Genomic DNA, 19,972 nt, shown 5'->3' with positions numbered 1-19,972 from the left:
ATGAGTTATAGGTCATGAGTTCAAAAAAATAATAAATCCGTTTTTATCCGCGTTTTGCTTTAGCAATTTGTGTCATCCACGTTCAAATTCTGTTCTATCTAAATAAATTTAAAAAGCTTTGAGGCTTTTAGTAAAAAATAAAACTTAGTGACTTAGTGCCTTTGTGGCAAAAACATAAAAAAATGAAAATACTAATAATAAACTCAGGAAGTTCATCAATAAAATACCAATTAATGGTCATGCCAACAAACGAAGTAATTTGTTCCGGTATGATTGACAGAATTGGTTTAGAAACTTCTAACGTAACATTTAAAACTTCTTCTGATTCGATAGAAGAATTGCTTCCAATTCCGAATCATAAAGTAGGTTTGCAAAAAGTGGCAGATATGCTTCTGCATCCTGAAAAAGGAGTTATAAAATCGACTTCCGAGATTGGTGCAGTGGGGCATCGTGTTGTGCACGGAGGAAGTTATTTCTCAGATACCACTATTATTACTGAAGAAGTCAAAGAAAAAATAAAAGAGCTTTCAGAACTGGCACCGCTACATAACCCGGCGCATTTAGTGGGAATAAATGTTGCCGAAGAAATTTTTTCGACCGCAAAACAAGTAGCCGTTTTTGATACTGCCTTTCATCAGACAATTCCTGTTGAAGCACATAAGTATGCAATTCCAAATTATCTTTTAACAGAGAATAAAGTAAGGGTTTACGGTTTTCACGGAACAAGCCATAAATATGTTTCAGAAAAAGCAATTGAGCATTTAGAAAAGAGCACCAAAATAATTACCATTCACTTAGGAAACGGTTGTAGTATGACCGCAATTAAAGACGGGAAAAGCATTGATCACACGATGGGGTTTTCGCCTGCAAACGGCTTAATAATGGGGACTCGCGCAGGAGATATTGATCAGTCGGTTATTTTTTATATGGTTAAGAACCTGGGGTATTCTGCAGATGAGGTAAATTCAATTTTACTGAAACAAAGCGGAATGCTCGGACTTACCGGATACAGCGATTTACGTGACATCGAGTCAGAAGCTGCAAAAGGAAATAAAGAGTGTGAACTGGCTTTACTGATGAATGCTTATCGCATTAGAAAATATATTGGTTCTTACACAGCTGCTTTAAACGGTCTGGATGCTATTATTTTTACAGCAGGAATTGGTGAAAATTCATCGTATATGCGCAAATTGGTTTGTACAGATCTGGATTATTTTGGAATTGAAATAGACGATGAAAAAAATCAAATTCGTTCTAAGGAAATCAGGGAAATTAATAAAGCAAATTCAAAAACTAAAGTGCTGGTGATACCTACAGATGAAGAATATGAAATTGCAAATCAGGTGTACCAATTGCTACAGAATTAATTGATGCTACGATCTTAAATTACTTCAGATGATTATTATAACATTAGTATTGTTTTTAATTTTTGCCACGATTTCAGCGCTTCATTTTTATTGGGGTTTTGGAGGCAAATGGGGAAGTCAGGCTGTTGTGCCAACTAAAGATGACGGAATGCCGCTTTTTGTGCCCAGAACAATTTCAACCTTTATAGTGGCCATTGGTTTGCTGGGTTTTGGTATTTTTTATTTGATAAAATATGGATTAATAGCTGTTAGTCTGCCGGAATGGCTAAATAAATCGGGATTCTGGATCATAATTTCAATATTTATTTTAAGGGCTATTGGAGATTTCAATTACGTTGGGTTCTTCAAAAAACACAAAAGTTCTGAATTTGCGATAAAAGATACAAAGTATTATGCTCCTCTGTGTTTGCTGATCGGAGTATTAACATTAATATTGGTATTTTGTAATTAGCTGTTTAGTTAATTACAGCTATAAAAAAAGCTCCTCAATCGAGGAGCTTTTTTATGTTTTTAAATATTTGTCAGTATCTTTGAATATAAATCCGAACATTTTGAAATCGATACTTCTAAAACTGTTTTTCTTGTTTTTCATTGTTTCACAAATACAAGCACAAGAACTACTTCCTTTCGTAGAAAACTATAATAAATCAGATTATCAGGGCGACAATCAAATTTGGAATGTCGTTCAGGGAAAAGATAATGCCATGTATTTTGCCAATAACCATTATTTATTGCGATATGATGGCGTGATTTGGGAAAAATATACACTGCCTAATAAAACGATTATCCGCTCGATTATGGTCGAAGGCGATAAAATCTATTCCGGGTCCTACAAAGAGTTTGGTTATTGGTATAGAAAAGACGGAAAAATGCATTATGTGTCGATTACCAAAAATCTTCGCTTATTTGATGAAAAAGACAATGAAGAAATCTGGAAAATTTTTAAATTCAACGGATCTATTTATTTTCAATCTTTTAATGATGTTTTTATTTATAATGGAAAGCACATTCAAAAAATCAGATTTCCGTTTTTAATATCCTATTGTTTCGTAGTTGACAATGATGTTTATGTGGCCTCAGTAGAAAAAGGTCTCTTTAAAATGAACGGGGCAAGGATAGCAAATCCAAAAGGGTGGAATGTATTAAAAAAGACTGTAGTTCATGCTATTGAAAAGTACCAGAACAAGAATTACATTTTTACTCAGAAAAAAGGGATTTTTATAGTCGAAAAAAATGGTTTGGTGCCCTGGAATAACCCTTTAAACGAAACCTTAAAAGCAGCGACAATCAATGTAGCCAAATTTATTAAAAATAATAAACTGGTTATAGGAACCGGTAACAGAGGTCTTTTTATTTATGATTTCAATACAGATACTTATAAGAATATCGATCGCAACAATGTCTTAAAGAACAATTCGGTTTTGAGCATTGGTTTTGATAACGAAAATGATCTGTGGCTTGGTCTGGACAATGGTATTACGCATGTAGAAATAAATTCTCCAATATCATTTTTTTATGATAATTCAGGAATTTTAGGTTCTGTTTATTCTGTGGCAGCAATTGATAAAGGATATTTAATTGCATCAAATCACGGTATTTTTGAGTTTGTTTCAGGTAAGTTTAAAATGATGCCCAATACCCAGGGTCAGGCATGGAATATTACTAAAATTAACAATAAGTATATTATTGGACATAATGACGGAAACTTTTGTTATGAAAACGGCTCTCTAGTTAAAATCAATACTATAAACGGCGGTTGGAACTTGTCTAAAAGCAGTATCAATAATACGTATTTTCAATCTACTTACAGCGGAGTTCTGGTGTATGATAATCCTTCGGACCTGTCGCAGTACAAAATCATAAATGATCTTTCGAAACCCATAAAATATGTTGCCCAGAACAAAAAGAATGAGATTTGGGCTGCTGATAATTATCGCGGATTGTATCGCGTGGTCTACGATGATAATTATAAAACAAAAAAGGTCGAGAACATTACGCAGCAAAGTAAAATAAAAAATGATTTTGGAGTTAAGATTTTTGAATTTAGAAAAGAGATCCTTTTTCTGATCAATAATCTGTGGTATACCTATAATTCTATTTCGAATACTCTTGAGGAGAACGAATTGTTCAATTCTAACTTCAAGAATATAACAGATGTTGTAGCTATAGACGAAGATCATTTTGTGGTACTTCAGAATGGGATTTTATATCATATTTATGCAAATGGGAATAAATTTATATGGAATATCATTCAGGAGAAGTATTATAAAGGAACTTTAATCAATGATAATCTAAGAATTTTTAAGACTCAGAATCATTACTTGCTCAATCTTGATGACGGATTTATTTCTCTTCAATTAAAATATGTGAACAAACAGGGGTCAAATGTAAAAATTGAAGCTTTTAACGAAGAAAACTTAATTACTAATGACACCAAGATAAAATACAATACCGAGCTAAAAATAAACGTGATCTCGGGGATTTATGGCGCAAGTAAACCTAATTTATTTTATAAGATCAATAAAGGCAAAGAATTCATACAGATTTCTAATGGATTGATTGAATTAAATAATCTAAGTAGCGGCTATCATTCTGTAGTGGTGTATAAACATGATGGCGCGAGTTATGAGAAAGTGTCTGCTTTTGATTTTAAAGTAGCTGAACCCTGGTATTTTTCTATTTGGATGATTTTACTTTATTTGTTAATAGTGGGAGCAGTCCTGTTTTTCTATTACAAATGGAATAAGCTTCGTTATATGCAAAAGTTAAAATTGCAGGCAGAAGAATTAAAGCATCAGCGTGAAATTCTTGAAATGGAACTAAAGGCTGAAAACGAATTGAATGTTCAGGAGTATGAAAAACACATTCTGGAACTCGAATTGCAAACAAAATCGTCAGAAGTTGCGGGGAAATCTTTGTCTATTGCAAAGCAAAGCGAAATGATCGAAAATATCCAGAGCATTTTAGATTCAGAGAAAGATTTTAATAAGCTGAAAAGCGAAATCAAAAAAGCAATTAAGATAAATGAAGTAAATAAACACGAGTGGGAAATTTTTGAAACTAATCTAAATCAAATTCACAACGAATTTATTATTAACCTTTCCAAGAAGTATCCAAACCTTACTCCAAAGGATATCAAGCTGTGTGTTTATCTTAAAATGAATCTTTCTTCAAAGGAAATTGCACCTATGATGAATATCTCATTTAGAGGCGTAGAACTACACCGATATCGCTTAAGAAAGAAACTTAACCTCTCTCAGGAAGATAATCTCTCAAAATTTTTATTAAGTGTGTAAGATTTGTATTTGTTTTTTAAGGATATTATATTTTTAAGTATCTTTTTTTATATAATTACAATACATCATTACTACATCATAACGTTATGTTAATAAAAATATTTTAACATTTATAATGTTGATTATCATTAGTATATGTTGATATTTTAACATAATGATGTAGCTATGTTGTAGTGCTGTTTGATGTACTACAACGTTGTAATTGTTTAATTTGGCTCTACTAACTTAAACGATTACGAACTGTATGAAAAATTTTATTTTTAGCTTTTTAGCACTCTTGCTATTGCCGGCATATATGTCTGGACAAGCAATTAAAGGAAAAGTAGTAGACAGTAGCGGAATGGGAATTCCTGGAGCAATTATTTCTGCTCCTACTTCCAGAGTCTCTGCTGATGCTGATTTCGACGGAAATTTTACAATAAACGCCAAAGAGGGTGAGATTCTTAAAATCTCAATGTTGGGTTTTGAAGCTGTTTCTATTGCAGCTACAACAGCCCCAATGACAATCACATTAAAAGATGCTCAAGACACAGCTTTAAAAGAAGTTGTCGTTATTGGGTACGGTACCAGAAAAAAAATTGACAATACTTCGGCTATTACTTCATTAAAGGCAGAAGATGTTACAAGAACAAAGGTACTAAATGCTTCTCAGGCTATTCAGGGTAAAGCTGCGGGAGTTCAGGTAACTTCTTCAGATGTTCCAGGAAGTACACCTTCAGTAGTTATTAGAGGTTTAGGTACGGCATTGGGAGGAAGAAATCCTTTGTATATTGTTGATGGAATGCCAACAGAAAACATCAATAATATCAATACAAACGATATTACATCGTATGAAATTCTTAAAGATGCTTCATCTCTTGCTATTTACGGTACCAGAGCTGCAAATGGAGTTATCATTATTACTACTAAAAAAGGTAAAGGAGACAAGATTTCTGTAGAAGTAGAAAGTTTTGGAGGTATTAGAACACCGCTTAAGAAAGTAAAAATGGCTGATGCTAATCAATATGCAAGCTATACTAATGCTTCTTTAGGAACAAACAAATTTTCAACAAACCAGCCTATTAATACAAATTGGTTTGATGAAATTACAAGAACTGGTACTTACACTCAAAACAATATCTCTATTTCTGGCGCGTCAGAAAATGTTAAATATTTTTTTAGTGCGGGTAACTATGAGGAAAAAGCAGTTCTTAACGGATTAGATTATAGCCGTACAAGTTTTAGAAATAATAATGAATTTAAACTTTCTAAAAAAGTTACTTTAAATCAGAACTTCAGCTTTACATCGGCTAATTCTACACCAAAACCATTAGGGGCATTTACAAATGCATACAAGCAGTCACCAATTGTTCCGGTTCGTTTTGCGAATGGCCAATATGGTGCACCTTTTGCAGATACAAACGGAGTAGCAAGCCCAACTGGTACTTCATTTAACAATGTTGGTAATCCTGTAGCACAATTAGATTTTTATAACGAACAACAAAGAAGTATTACACTTCAGGGTGGTTTGAAATTAGATTATGAAATTGTAACAGGTTTAAAGTTTACTTCACAATTTAATGGTGAATACTATACTTGGAAAAATTATAATTTCGAGGATTCTAAAAATAGTTGGTTAGCAGCTAATCCAACTCGTAAAGATGCAGATTATTCAAGTACTGATCCTATCAATTTATTGACTAGAGGCAGAGAGCAGTATTTTAACTGGAACTTATCTAATTATTTAACTTACAATAAAGTATTTGCTAAGATTCATGACGTAGAATTAACAGCCGGTATTGAAACTTCTGTAAAAGGTCCAAGAGAAAAATTAGTAATCACTAGAAAAAATGTAAGCCCAGATTCTAACTATTGGTCTTTATATAATGCAAAAGATGCAAAAGGTGTAGATTACTCAGGTACAATTACAAATTTACAAGATATTGTATTCAACGAAAGTAAATTAGCTTCTTATTTTGGACGTTTTCAGTACAAATTAATGGACAGATACTTAGTAACTGGAACTATTAGACGTGACGGATCTTCAAATTTCGCAAAAGATTATCGTTGGGGAACTTTCCCATCTGTAGGTCTTGGATGGATCATGACTAAAGAAAGTTTCTTGTCAGATATTAAAGGAGTTGATTTAATCAAATTTAGAGGAAGTTGGGGTAAATTGGGTAACCAAAATGTACCATTAAACAGCCAGAGCTATAATTCAGGATTAAATAGTTATTTAGGAGGTTCAATCTTAAATGAAGGAACAAGTATAACTTCTCAAATTGACCCTGCTTTATCATGGGAAATTACTGAAGAGTCTTCTGCGGGTGTAGATTTCGAATTCTTAGGAAGCAGATTAAAAGGATCATTTGATGTTTATAATAAAAATACAGATAACGTAATTTTATATGTAAAACCTTATCCAACTTCTGGAATTACAACTGCATCTCCTTCTCATGTTGGTGAAGTTTCAAATAAAGGTTATGAAATTTCTTTACGTTGGGATGATAAAATCACTGACAATTTAAGCTACTGGGTTGGAGGAAACTTCTCTCATAACAAAAATGAGCTTACAAGCTTAAAAGATGTTTCGTTATCTCAGGTAATTGGAGGTAATTTAGGAAATGGCCAAGATACTAAATTGTTATACAATAACTCAATTGGCCAGCCATTAGGTAGTTTTTATCTTTATGAGTATGCAGGTGTTGATCCGGCAAACGGAAACATGCTTTATTATAATGCTGCGGGTGCTAAGGTAACTCAGGATGCTCTATCTGCAACAGCTGACAGAAAATATGTAGGTTCAATTTTACCAAAAGCTAACTACGGAATTTCTCTAGGATTAGTTTACAAAAATATTGATTTCTCAGTTGACGGATATGGTACTGGTGGAGCTAAAGTATATAATGGTAAAAAAGCACAGCGTTTTGGAGGTGAAAATATTGAAGCTTCTATGACAAATAATTATTGGACACCAACAAATACAACATCACCAAATCCAAGACCATTTAATACTGTTCCTGTTGCTTCAACTTATTATATGGAATCTGCAGATTTCTTTAGAATCAACAACATCACAATTGGATACAAACTTCCTCTTAAAGAAGATCAATTTATTAGTTCTTGCAGAATTTATCTTAATGCTATTAACCCGTTTATTACACAGAAATATTCTGGTTTCTCTCCTGAGTTAAATGGAGATGGTAATCCTTACGGAACACAAGGTGTTGAATTGGATGCTTACCCAACATTAAGATCATTTGTAATTGGTGCTAATTTAAAATTTTAATATTATGAAAAAGATATATATATCAATCTTTGTGTTATCAGCATTTACTTTTACAGGATGCGCTGATGATTACTTAGATGTTAAACAAACTGAGACTATTTCTACAGATGATATCGAATTGTTTAACAATGACAACGGGGCAAAAACATTTGTAACCTCAATCTACAGTAAATTTTTAGACTGGGATATGAGTTCATTCGGATGGGTTGGATTAGCCAGCATTACATCTGATGATGCAGACAAAGGTTCGACTCCAAGTGATACAGGTACTGATAAAGATGTTTTGGATGCTTTAACTTACAACGCATCAAATCCATCTGCAGAAAGTACATTCAATGCAAATTATGATGGAATTAACAGATGTAATCAAGCATTAGCTATTCTACCTAAATTAGATAAAGCTGATCCTGCATTAAGAGAAAGGTTAATGGGCGAAGCAAAATTTTTAAGAGCTTTCATGTACTTTACATTGGTGAAATGTTATGGTGGAGTGCCAATTGTTGATCACATATCAAAAATTCCATTATCAGCAGAAGACAAAACAATGCAGTTAACTCGTAAAACTGCAGCTGAAGTTTATGCTTTTATCGAAAAAGATTTAACAGAGGCTGCATCAGTGTTGCCTAATAAATCACAATATGCGTCAGATGAAAAAGCAAGAGCTTCAAAAGGTGCGGCTTATGCTTTATTAGCAAAAGTAAATCTATATCAAAAAAATTGGCAAAAAGTAGTTGATAACGCCAATTTAGTTACCGGTTATGTTATTTCTCCGGATTATGCTAAAATGTTTAGACTTGAAGGAGAAAATGATGGGGAATCTATTTTTGAAATTAATGGTGTAGGTTCTGTACCTGCTCGTGGAATTCAAGGATATTCTAACGTTCAGGGTGTTCGTGATGCATGGGGATGGGGATTCAATCAACCTTCTCAAAGTTTAGTAAATGCTTATGAAACTAACGATGTTAGAAAAAATGCGACTATTATTTTTAGAGGTACAACTTTATATGACGGAAGAGTGATTCCTGTGATAAGTGCAGACGATCCTAATCCAAGATATAACTTAAAAGCTTATTCTTCTGCCTATACAAGTGCATGGGAGACAGATGCTAATATCAAATATTTAAGATACGCTGAAGTATTATTAATGAAAGCTGAGGCGTTAAATGAATTAGGTCAGACTTCAGATGCAATTCCATTGTTAAACATAATCAGACACAGAGCTGGTTTAGGAGATACTCCGGCAACTTCCCAAGCAGCAGTTAGAACTGCAATCTGGAAAGAAAGAAGAGTTGAGTTGGCATTCGAATTTGACAGATTCTTTGATTTAGTTAGAACTGGTCAAGCCAAAGATGCTTTTGCAGCTGATAAGAGCGCAGATTTTCCTAATGGAAGAGTATTTACAGTAGGTAAAAATGAATTGTTCCCAATTCCATCATCATTCCTTTTAATAGCTGAAGGAATGTCTTCTCAAAATCCAGGTTATAATTAATATTCTTATTTATCACTTCCTTCTAGTTTTTAGGAGGAAGTGATTATTTATTACAATTTCAAATTTTTTTATAATGGTTAGAATTTCAGTTTTATTATTAGCATTTAGTTTTTTAGGTTGTGGGTCAATTGGTGAAAAATCGAAAGAGAAAGTTGCTGAAAAAACTGCTGCAGTTAAATTAACAGATGATGAACTTTTAGCTACCGTTCAAAAACAAACCTTCAAATATTTCTGGGATTATGCAGAGCCAAATTCTGGTTTAGCAAGAGAACGTTATCATCCGGATGGAGTTTATCCTGAAAATGATGCTAATATCGTAACAACCGGAGGTTCAGGTTTCGGACTTATGGCTATTGTTTCCGGAATATCTCAAGGATATATTACCAAAAAAGAAGGAGTTGAGAGACTGAACAAAATTGCTGACTTTTTAGGCAAAGCAGATCGTTTTCACGGAGCATGGTCACACTGGATAGACGGAAATACCGGAAAAGTAAAACCTTTTGGAACCAAGGATAATGGTGGAGACTTAGTCGAAACATCATTTTTGGTTGCAGGGATGATTACTGTTCGCGAATATCTAAAAGACGGTTCTGAAAAAGACAAAGCTGTAGCTCAAAAATATGATGCACTTTGGAAAGGCGTTGACTGGCAATGGTACACAAACAACAAAAATGTATTGTACTGGCACTGGTCGCCAAACTACGACTGGCAAATGAATTTTCCGCTTGAGGGATATAATGAATGTCTGATTACTTATGTTCTGGGAGCATCTTCGCCAACACATTCAATAGATGCAAAAGCATACCATGAAGGATGGGCGAGAAGTGGCGGAATCGTTACTTCTAAAACAAAGTATAATATTCCGTTGATTTTAAAACATAATGGAGCAGAGGAATTTGGCGGACCATTGTTTTGGGCACATTATTCTTATGTAGGACTTGATCCAAATCAGTTAACAGATAAATATGCCAACTATTGGGACCTGAATGTAAATCAGGTTAAAATAGATTATGAATATTGTGTTGAAAACCCAAAGAAATTTGAAGGTTATGGCGCTGATTATTGGGGATTAACAGCATCTTATTCCAGAAATCCTGACGGATCAATCGGGTATAATGCACATTTTCCAACAAATGATGTAGGCGTTATATCACCAACAGGAGCAATAAGTTCAATTGTATATACGCCAAAAGAATCCATGGCTGTGATACGCAATCTTTATGAAAATCATAAAGACCAGACCTGGGGAGATGCCGGTTTCTATGATGCGCTTAGTTTAGGAAATAATTGGGTAGCAAAACGTTATTTGGCAATCGATCAGGGACCTGAAGTCGTAATGATCGAAAATTACCGAACAGGTTTATTATGGAAATTATTCATGAATGCTCCGGAAGTAAAACAAGGTTTAGTAAAACTTGGATTTAAATCTGGAAAATACGGTTTTTAATAACGTTCAAAATGAAAAACAGCTTAGCGTTATTGATATTTCTTTTTTCGGCATTGGGTTTTGCACAGACGGAAACTACCGGAAAAATAAATACGGTTATAGTCTTGAAACATGAATTAGGTTATGCATTGCACAAACCTGCCAATACAAAAGATAAAAAGCCATTAATCGTGTTTATTTCAGGTGATGGAGAAAAAGGTACAGACATTGAAAAAGTAAAGATCAATGGCCCCTTAAAATATCTTAAAACGCATCAGTTAGATGCTTATGTTCTGGCCCCGCAGTGCAAGGAAGATGAAAAATGGGATATTGCCTCTATTAATGAATTGATTTTAAAGATCCAAAAAGAAAACAAAATAGATCCTGATCGAATATATGTTACAGGTTTAAGTTCAGGAGGCTGGGCAGCATGGAATTTAGCGCTTTCGTATCCCGATAAGTTTGCTGCCATAGTACCAATTTCAGGTTTTGTTGATTTGATTGAATTAGAAAGTGCTTGCAAAATAGCTAACATTCCAACCAGAATTTTTCACGGATTACTGGATGATGTAGTAAAGGTAGATTATGCGGTCACCATTTACAAAGAGCTGAAAAAGTGTAATGCCAAAGATGTTCAACTGACCATTTTTGATGATGCGGGTCACGATAGCTGGACGAGAGTTTATGACAATCCCGAGATTTATGACTGGATGTTTAAACAGATAAAAAAGAATACAAACAAATAAATATAATAGAATGAAATCGGTTTGATTCCAAATTCCAAACAGAACGAAGAAAAGTGATTCCATATTCCATTAAAAAACAAATATTAAATACACATGAAAAACAAATTAGTCTTACTATTTTTAGGATGTGCTGTTTTGGGTTACGCCCAGAAAAAGAATACTAAAAGTGCCGTAAAAATTAAACCAAGGTCAGAGTTTGTAGCTGAGTTATTGTCGAAAATGACATTAGATGAAAAATTAGGTCAGCTTAATTTACCAACTTCTGGAGATATTACTACAGGACAAGCAAACAGTTCTGACGTGGCTACAAAAATTGCTGAAGGTAGAGTAGGAGGTTTATTCAATATAAAATCTGTTCAAAAAATTAGAGAAGTACAAAAAATTGCTGTTGAAAAAAGCCGTTTAAAAATTCCATTGATTTTCGGAATGGATGTTATTCACGGTTACGAAACAACATTCCCAATTCCGTTAGGATTATCTTGTACCTGGGATATGGGCTTAATCGAAAGAAGTGCTCAAATTGCAGCTCAGGAAGCAAGTGCTGACGGTATCAACTGGACATTCTCTCCAATGGTTGATGTTTCCCGTGATCCTCGTTGGGGAAGAGTTTCTGAAGGTTCGGGAGAAGATCCGTATTTAGGAAGCCGCATTGCAACTGCCATGGTAAACGGATACCAACAACACGATCTTTCAAAGAATAATTCGATTATGGCGTGTGTAAAACACTTCGCTTTATACGGTGCTCCAGAAGGTGGTCGTGATTACAATACAGTTGATATGAGTCATATCAGAATGTTCAACGATTATTTCCCTCCTTACAAAGCAGCTGTAGATGCAGGAGTAGGATCTGTGATGGCTTCTTTTAACGAAGTTGACGGAATTCCTGCCACAGGAAGCAGATGGTTAATGACCGATATTTTAAGAAAACAATGGGGGTTTAAAGGTTTTGTAGTTACAGATTTTACAGGAATTCCTGAAATGATCGAACACGGTATGGGAGATTTACAAGCTGTTTCTGCTATGTCTCTAAATGCAGGTGTAGAAATGGATATGGTTGGAGAAGGTTTCTTAACTACTTTGAAAAAATCCTTAGACGAGAAAAAAGTAACAATCGAAACTATCGATAATGCCGTTAAACTTATTTTAGAAGCTAAATATGACCTTGGATTGTTCCAGGATCCATATAAATATTGCGATGCTAACAGAGCAAAAACGGAAATCTTTACTGCAAGCAGCAGAAAAGAAGCAAGATCTATTTCAGCTCAATCATTGGTTTTATTAAAAAATCAAGGGCAGGTTTTACCACTTAAAAAATCAGGAACAATTGCTTTGATCGGACCATTGGCTGATGCTAAAGAAAATATGCCCGGAACATGGAGTGTGGCTACAAAAATGGAAAATGCCATTTCACTTTTAGCAGGAATCAAAGAAGTAGCAGGAAAATCTACGAAAGTATTATACGCAAAAGGAAGCAACTTAGATTATGATGAAACTTTTGAAACAAACGCAACAATGTTTGGAAAAACATTACACCGTGATGCCCGTTCAAAAGAAGAATTATTAGCAGAAGCTTTAAAAGTAGCCAATCAATCAGATGTAATTGTTGCTGCACTTGGAGAATCTGCTGAATTGAGCGGAGAATCAAGCAGCCGTACGAATTTAGAAATTCCACAAGCACAAAAAGATTTATTAAATGCATTATTAAAAACAGGAAAACCAGTTGTTCTAGTCTTATTCGATGGTCGCCCATTAGTAATCAAAGAAGAAAACGAAACTGTTCCTGCAATTTTGAATGTTTGGTTCGCAGGTAGCGAAGCAGGTTATGCCATTGCTGATGTTTTATTTGGAGATGTAAATCCTTCTGGAAAATTAACTTCAACTTTCCCAAGAAGCGTTGGTCAATTGCCAATTTACTATGCACACAAAAATACAGGAAGACCACTTTCTAACACAGAAGGTAAATTCGAAAAATTCAGATCTAACTATATCGATGAGAGAAACGAACCATTATTTCCATTTGGTTTCGGTTTAAGTTATACTTCTTTTGACTATTCAAACCTGAAAATTTCATCTGATAAAATGAACGCTGCAGGAAAATTAAAAGTAACTGTAGATGTTGCCAATACAGGAAACTATGACGGAAAAGAAGTTGTTCAGTTATACATCAGAGATTTAGTGGGTTCAGTAACAAGACCTGTTAGAGAACTTAAAAATTTCCAAAAAATAACACTTAAAAAAGGTGAAAAACAAACCGTGACTTTTGATATCACAGTTGAAGATTTAAAATTTTATAATTCTGATTTACAATTCGTAGTAGAACCTGGACAGTTTGATGTTTTCGTTGGAGGAAATTCAAATGCCGATAAGAAAGTTAGTTTTGAGTTAACTAAATAGTTGGTTTATTTATTATTGATTGGCCCTCCGTAGTTAGTTCGGAGGGCTTTTTTTTAGCTTTTCAGTCTATTATTTGTAAGTAAAATCTATAAATATTATCCTTTGAATCATAAAACTTAAATTTTATAAAATGAATACAATTAAAATATCCGGTACCTTTTTTTTGATGCTGACAATAGCTTTTTCTTCTTGTAGTGCAAAAAAAGATGTTGTTGTGGCACATCGCGGAGCATGGAAAAAAAATAACTTACCTGAAAACTCGATAGCAGCCCTTAGACATGCTATTGATCTGAAACTTGCAGGTTCAGAATTTGATGTTTGGCGCACCGCTGATGATTCGCTTATAATCAATCATGATGCGCATTATAACAAATTACTTATCGAAGAAACAAATTATGCCGACCTGATCAAGTTTAAACTTTCTAACGGAGAAAAGCTTCCAACGCTGCATGAGTATATTGTTGAAGGTAAAAAAAACAATAAACACACACTTTTGGTATGCGAAATTAAACCTTCGGAAATCAGTAAAGAGAGAGGCAAAAAGACAGCGTTAATGACGGTTGAAACGATCAAAAAATTAAAAGCAGATAAAAATACCTGCTACATTAGTTTTGATTACGAAATGTTGAAAGAAATCAGAAAGATGGATCAAAAAACAGTTTTGCAATATTTAGAAGGAAATAAATCTCCAAAAGAAGTAAAAGCAGACCATATTGATGGCGTCGATTATCATTATTCATTCTTTAAAAAACATCCGGAATGGATCAAAGAAGCAAAAGAGAATAATATTATTCTGAATGCCTGGACCGTTAATGAAGCTGCTGATATGGATTGGATTATCGAAAACAAATTTGATTATATCACCACCAATGAGCCTGAATTACTAAACGAAAGACTTAAAATTAAAAAGTAAACCTTCGTTAAGGATGTTTTTGTTCGAAACAATAAATAAAATAAAAAATAGAAAAAATGTATAAACTACTTTCAATACCGCTTTTGATGTTTTTGTTGGTATGTAACAACACAGTCTCGGCACAAAAATCCAGTATCCCTGGAAAAACAGAATGGTTTGATCCTAATAAACCGGCATCAACCTACTGTAATCCAATTAATATTGGGTACAATTATACAACGCATAATCATAACGGAATCCCTGAATCCCGTCGTTCAAGTGCAGATCCGGTCATTATTACTTACAAAGGCGAGTACTATTTATTTGCTACCAATCAGGCTGGTTTCTTTTGGAGCAAGGACATGTCTGACTGGAATTTCGTTTACGGAAGTTTTCAGAGACAGCCGGGCGATGACGATCAATGTGCGCCTGCTGCGTGGGTGGTAAATGATACCTTATTTTATGTAGGTTCAACCTGGAAAAAAGATCATCCGATCTGGAAAACAGCCGATCCAAAATCAGGAAGATGGCTGCGACATGTAGACAAAGCGATGTTGCCAACCTGGGATCCTGCTATCTTTCAGGATGATGATAAAAAAGTATACATGTACTACGGTTCAAGCGGAAAACTACCTCTTGTTGGTACCGAAGTAGATTATAAAACCTGGCTGCCGGTAGGAAATCAGGCTGATTATGCAAAATTATATGCTGCTACAGAAGTAGAAGACATTCAGCGTCCGTACGGACAAATTAAAGAAGTAGTGGGACTTGATCCCAAAAACCACGGCTGGGAACGTTTTGGACCTAATAATGATATGGAACCGGCACCTTGGGGTGATTTTATAGAAGGAGCGTGGATGACGAAACACAACGGAAAATATTACATGCAATATGGTGCTCCGGCTACTGAATTTAAAGGGTATGCAAACGGAGTTCACGTTGGAGATAATCCGCTTGGGCCTTTTGTGTATCAAAAACACAATCCAATGTCGTATAAACCCGGAGGTTTTGTAATAGGAGCCGGACACGGAAATACTTTTGCAGATAATTATGGCAATTACTGGAATACCGGAACTTGTAAGATCTCTATAAAAGATCGTTTTGAGCGTCGTATCGATATGTTCCCTGCCGGATTTGACAAAGATGACGTCATGTATTCGATCACTTCTTACGGGGATTTTCCAATTGTATTGCCAACAGAGCAGCGCGATCAGACAAAAGGCGCTTCATCAGGCTGGATGTTGCTTTCGTATAAAAAACCGGTAACCGTTTCCTCTTCGGAAGAATGTATGGAAGTAGAAACACACAGAATGGATAATGGCGGTAAAAAAGTATACGAGAAATTTTGCTACGGTGCCGAAAATCTGACCGATGAAAATATTCAGACATATTGGTCTGCTAAAACAGCTGATCCGGGAGAATGGCTTCAAATGGATTTAGGCCGACCAATGGAAATTAAGGCGCTGCAGATTAATTATGCAGATCATAAAGCAACGCAGTTTAATAAAGCAATGGATATTTATTATCAATATAAAATCTACATGTCAGATGATGCACAAAACTGGACTTTAGTAGTAGATAAATCCAGGAATGACAAAGATGTTCCCCATGATTATGTAGAATTAACGAAAGCAATTAAAGCACGTTACATAAAAATGGAAAACATTCACAATGCATCAGGATTGTTTGCCATTTCAGATTTCAGAGTATTTGGAAATGGATTATCAGAAAAACCAAAACCTGTAAACTCGTTTAAAGTAGATAGAAATAAAAAAGATTCCAGAAACGCTATGATTTCGTGGAAAAAACAAGCCGATGCAATTGGATACAATATTTATTACGGAATCACACCTGATAAATTATACAATACCATAATGGTCTATGATGAAAACTCGTATGATTTCAGAGGTTTAGATAAAGGAACAAAATATTATTTTACTATCGAAGCTTTTAATGAGAATGGAATTGGAACAAAAAATAAGAGTATTGAAGTAAAATAGTTTTATTTTATTAAAATCATAAAAACTCTAATTATAAACGAACAGGTTTGTAATTAGAGTTTTTTTATGTGAATAGTTGAGGAGAAACTCCGGCAGTTCTAAAGAATTTTGTTCCTTTGTGAAACAACCCAAAAAACGCCATACAACCTATGAAAAAAACGATTCTTTTAGCTGTTTTAGTTTTAAACGGATTCACCTCTTTTGCGCAGTCAAATGAGGAAAAAAATATTAAATTATTTTATAAAAAAGCGCTGACCGAGGCAAAATGTTATACCTGGTTAGAATATTTGTCTAATGATATCGGAAGTCGTTTGTCAGGTTCTAAGGGAGCCGAAAAGGCAGTAGAATATACAAAAAGACAACTCGAGACATTAGGACTTGATAAAGTATATTTGCAGGAAGTTATGGTGCCGCATTGGGTTCGTGGCGAAAAAGAAACCGCCTTTATCCTGGACGGAAAACTAAAAACGAATGTACCAATTTGTGCCTTAGGCGGATCAGTTGCTACACCAAAAACCGGGCTTACTGCAGAAATTGTAGAAGTTCAGGGCATCGAGGAATTAAAAGCTTTGGGAGCTAAAGTAAAAGGCAAAATTGTGTTTTTTAACAGACCGATGAATCCTGAAAATATCGAAACTTTTGTTTCTTACGGAGCCTGTGTAGATCAAAGATTTGCAGGAGCAAAAGAAGCGGCTAAACTTGGCGCTGTAGGATCAATTGTGCGTTCGATGAATTTACGTTTAGACGATTTTCCTCATGCAGGAGCCCAAAGTTATGGCGATCTACCAAAAGAAGAATATATTCCAACGGCTGCTATTAGTACAAATGGAGCCGAATTGCTAAGTAAATCTTTAAAAGCGAATCCAGCTTTAAAATTTTATTTTAAACAATCCTGCGAGACTTTACCGGATGTATTGTCTTATAACGTAATTGGAGAATTAACAGGAAGCGTTAATCCATCAAACATTATGGTGGTTGGCGGACACTTAGATTCCTGGGATTTGGCCGATGGTTCTCATGACGATGGAGCAGGAGTAGTGCAAAGTATGGAGGTGATTCGTATTCTTAAAAACTTAAACTACAAACCTAAAAATACGATTCGTGTCGTTTTGTTTATGAATGAAGAAAACGGAGGAAAAGGCGGAGCAAAATATGAAGAAGTTTCGAAACAAAATAAGGAAAATCACATTTTTGCATTAGAAAGCGATTCAGGAGGATTTAGCCCAAGAGGATTTTCTATAGAAGCCGATGATACCAATTATAAAAAAATAAAAGAATACGCGCCTCTTTTTGAGCCTTATTTAGTGCATAGTTTTACAATTGGTCACGCAGGTTCAGATATTGGTCATTTAACGTCTAAGGCAATCGTTAAAGCAGGTTTAAAACCCGACTCACAACGTTACTTCGATTATCACCATGCAGCGAATGACAAATTTGACGCCATCAACAAAAGAGAACTAGAACTTGGTGCTGCAACAATGACATCATTACTATATTTGATGGACCAAAACGGAATTGTTTTGCCAACAGCAAACTAAGGTGTTTATGAAGTGGTTTTTTGAACTTGGTTTTTTGTTTTTTGTAACATTTTGTTACAGTCAGCAAAATGCTGAAAATGCTTATGACAAGTTATACATTAGTGAAAAAAAATATTCTCTATTGTTTCCTTCCAATTGGTATCTTAAAAAAACAGATTCACTTCAAAAATCATTTGTGTTATTGAGTGAAAAAAGTGGTCCGAATGATAATTTTATTGAAAATATTGGTTTAAGGATTAATGACCTGGGTTATTCTAACATTAAACCTAAAATGCTCAAAAAGATAATTGACAGAAGAATCGGAGTTACTAATGAAATTATTTCGAATAGAAAAGTTGTAAAAAATAATTTAACAGGTCAGGAAATTGTTTATAAGACAATGTTAGATGATGGAAGATTTGCCACTATTCTTCAATATTATTTTGTAAAAGGTGCTGATTTATTTCTTCTGACATTTTGTTGCAAACCCGAAGAATATCTGTCATATATGCCAGTTTTTCAATACATATATGAAAATTTTGACATAAAATAATTTAAATAAAAAGTAAAATAAAAAAGCGATGAGTTTATTCTCATCGCTTTTTTTGTATTGCAATTTCAGCTTTAATCTGCCAGATCCGTTAAATCAGCGGACAATTCTAATATGTATCGATTACTGTTTTCAGTAAATCAGAAACGACTAAATCAGACGGAGCAACGACTTTCTCTTCAAGCGGAATATCATTTCCATATCTTTCTTTTAATACCTTTTTTACCCGTGCATCAGTCAGATTAAAATCTTTCAATTGTTTTAATGGAGACAATTCGATATTAGCGCCATTTTTATAGACTTTCCAGATCAGTTCAGAACAATAGATCCTTGTATCAGACCAATCAAAATAGGCATCATATTCTTTGCCGTTAAATTGCTGGCTGTAATCCTTCATTTTTTGAAGCACTTCCGGAGTCAGTACTTTCTCAGCATTTTTTAATCTCTTAACAACATATTTATGATCTTTTCCGTGCTGGATCCATTCTTCAAGGCGGGTAAGCTTTACAGGCTGAACAGCTTCAAAAACAAACCAGTTTCCGTTGATGTTATAGATGAGTCCACAATGTGAGAACTTTGAATTTGTCGCTATTCGAACCGCTTCACATTGAGTTGATTCCGAAGTTTGAAAAATAAGATCACCATCCTGAACTTTATCAGTCAAAGTAGTTGCCGTCTTTGCTTTTGCTCCCGAAAAAGGATTGTTAGGAAAAACCTTCATGGCAACAAACAAAGCACAGCCAAAACTCAGTAAAAATGTAATTATGGGAAACAGATATTTTGATTTTTTCTTGTTCATATTTAGTATTCTTTTAAAGTTAAAAAAGGTGTACAGATGTAACGGGTTATACAGATTTTCGGAGGTGTAATTAAAAGAAAGATCTGTGTAAATCAGTTTTATCCGCATAATCCGTGGGCATAATAATTAATCATGACAAATAAAGCGCAAAAAAAAATAGTTACCAAAATGATAACTATTTTTAAATATAATTTTAAAAGAAATATTTAGAGCCTGTTTAAATTTTAT

General features: G+C 34.3%; 13 protein-coding genes. 12 read left to right on the top strand and 1 reads right to left on the bottom strand.

The features are described from left to right. Positions 1-182 precede the first annotated feature (182 nt). The 12 genes from B0A67_RS15630 to B0A67_RS15575 all read left to right on the top strand — a co-directional run bounded on the left by B0A67_RS15630 (position 183) and on the right by B0A67_RS15575 (position 18,948). On the top strand, positions 183-1,367 hold the full coding sequence (locus B0A67_RS15630; protein ID WP_072964824.1) for an acetate/propionate family kinase: 1,185 nt from the start codon (positions 183-185) through the stop codon (positions 1,365-1,367). Positions 1,368-1,395: 28 nt separating this feature from the next. Next, positions 1,396-1,818, top strand: a complete 423-nt coding sequence (locus tag B0A67_RS15625; protein WP_072964825.1) for a DUF3995 domain-containing protein — start codon at positions 1,396-1,398, stop codon at positions 1,816-1,818. A 100-nt stretch (positions 1,819-1,918) separates the two neighbouring features. Then, positions 1,919-4,663, top strand: a complete 2,745-nt coding sequence (locus B0A67_RS15620; RefSeq protein ID WP_072964836.1) for a LuxR C-terminal-related transcriptional regulator — start codon at positions 1,919-1,921, stop codon at positions 4,661-4,663. A gap of 244 nt (positions 4,664-4,907) precedes the next feature. Continuing rightward, positions 4,908-7,931 (top strand): SusC/RagA family TonB-linked outer membrane protein, encoded by a 3,024-nt coding sequence (locus tag B0A67_RS15615; RefSeq protein ID WP_084074663.1) that lies wholly within the window; start codon positions 4,908-4,910, stop codon positions 7,929-7,931. Positions 7,932-7,935: 4 nt separating this feature from the next. After that, positions 7,936-9,420, top strand: a complete 1,485-nt coding sequence (locus B0A67_RS15610; RefSeq protein ID WP_072964827.1) for a RagB/SusD family nutrient uptake outer membrane protein — start codon at positions 7,936-7,938, stop codon at positions 9,418-9,420. Between the two features lie 73 nt (positions 9,421-9,493). Further along, the gene (locus tag B0A67_RS15605) at positions 9,494-10,867 is read left to right on the top strand and encodes a glucoamylase family protein (RefSeq protein WP_072964828.1); all 1,374 of its coding nucleotides are present in this window, start codon (positions 9,494-9,496) and stop codon (positions 10,865-10,867) included. Between the two features lie 11 nt (positions 10,868-10,878). Next, entirely contained in the window at positions 10,879-11,592 is a 714-nt protein-coding gene (locus B0A67_RS15600) for a carboxylesterase family protein (RefSeq protein ID WP_072964829.1), read from the top strand. A 93-nt stretch (positions 11,593-11,685) separates the two neighbouring features. After that, complete coding sequence (bglX, locus tag B0A67_RS15595) at positions 11,686-13,986, top strand: beta-glucosidase BglX (protein WP_072964830.1); 2,301 nt, start codon at positions 11,686-11,688, stop codon at positions 13,984-13,986. Positions 13,987-14,116: 130 nt separating this feature from the next. Then, positions 14,117-14,899 carry a glycerophosphodiester phosphodiesterase family protein gene (locus B0A67_RS15590; protein WP_072964831.1) on the top strand — a complete coding sequence of 261 codons (783 nt, stop codon included), beginning with the start codon at positions 14,117-14,119 and terminating at the stop codon, positions 14,897-14,899. A gap of 56 nt (positions 14,900-14,955) precedes the next feature. Next, on the top strand, positions 14,956-16,878 hold the full coding sequence (locus B0A67_RS15585; RefSeq protein WP_072964832.1) for a discoidin domain-containing protein: 1,923 nt from the start codon (positions 14,956-14,958) through the stop codon (positions 16,876-16,878). Positions 16,879-17,027: 149 nt separating this feature from the next. Further along, on the top strand, positions 17,028-18,416 hold the full coding sequence (locus B0A67_RS15580; RefSeq protein WP_072964833.1) for a M20/M25/M40 family metallo-hydrolase: 1,389 nt from the start codon (positions 17,028-17,030) through the stop codon (positions 18,414-18,416). Positions 18,417-18,423: 7 nt separating this feature from the next. After that, a complete protein-coding gene (locus tag B0A67_RS15575) occupies positions 18,424-18,948 on the top strand; it encodes a PsbP-related protein (protein WP_072964834.1) in 525 nt (174 codons plus the stop codon). 106 nt (positions 18,949-19,054) lie between these two features. Here B0A67_RS15575 and B0A67_RS15570 read toward each other — a convergent pair whose 3' ends face one another. Further along, complete coding sequence (locus B0A67_RS15570; RefSeq protein ID WP_072964835.1) at positions 19,055-19,744, bottom strand: YiiX family permuted papain-like enzyme; 690 nt, start codon at positions 19,742-19,744, stop codon at positions 19,055-19,057. Positions 19,745-19,972 lie beyond the last annotated feature (228 nt).

This window comes from Flavobacterium aquidurense (genome assembly GCF_002217195.1).
Classification (GTDB): Bacteria; Bacteroidota; Bacteroidia; order Flavobacteriales; family Flavobacteriaceae; genus Flavobacterium; species Flavobacterium frigidimaris.
Note: the sequence above shows the minus strand (reverse complement) of the source record. Positions and strands in the feature narration are given on the sequence as shown.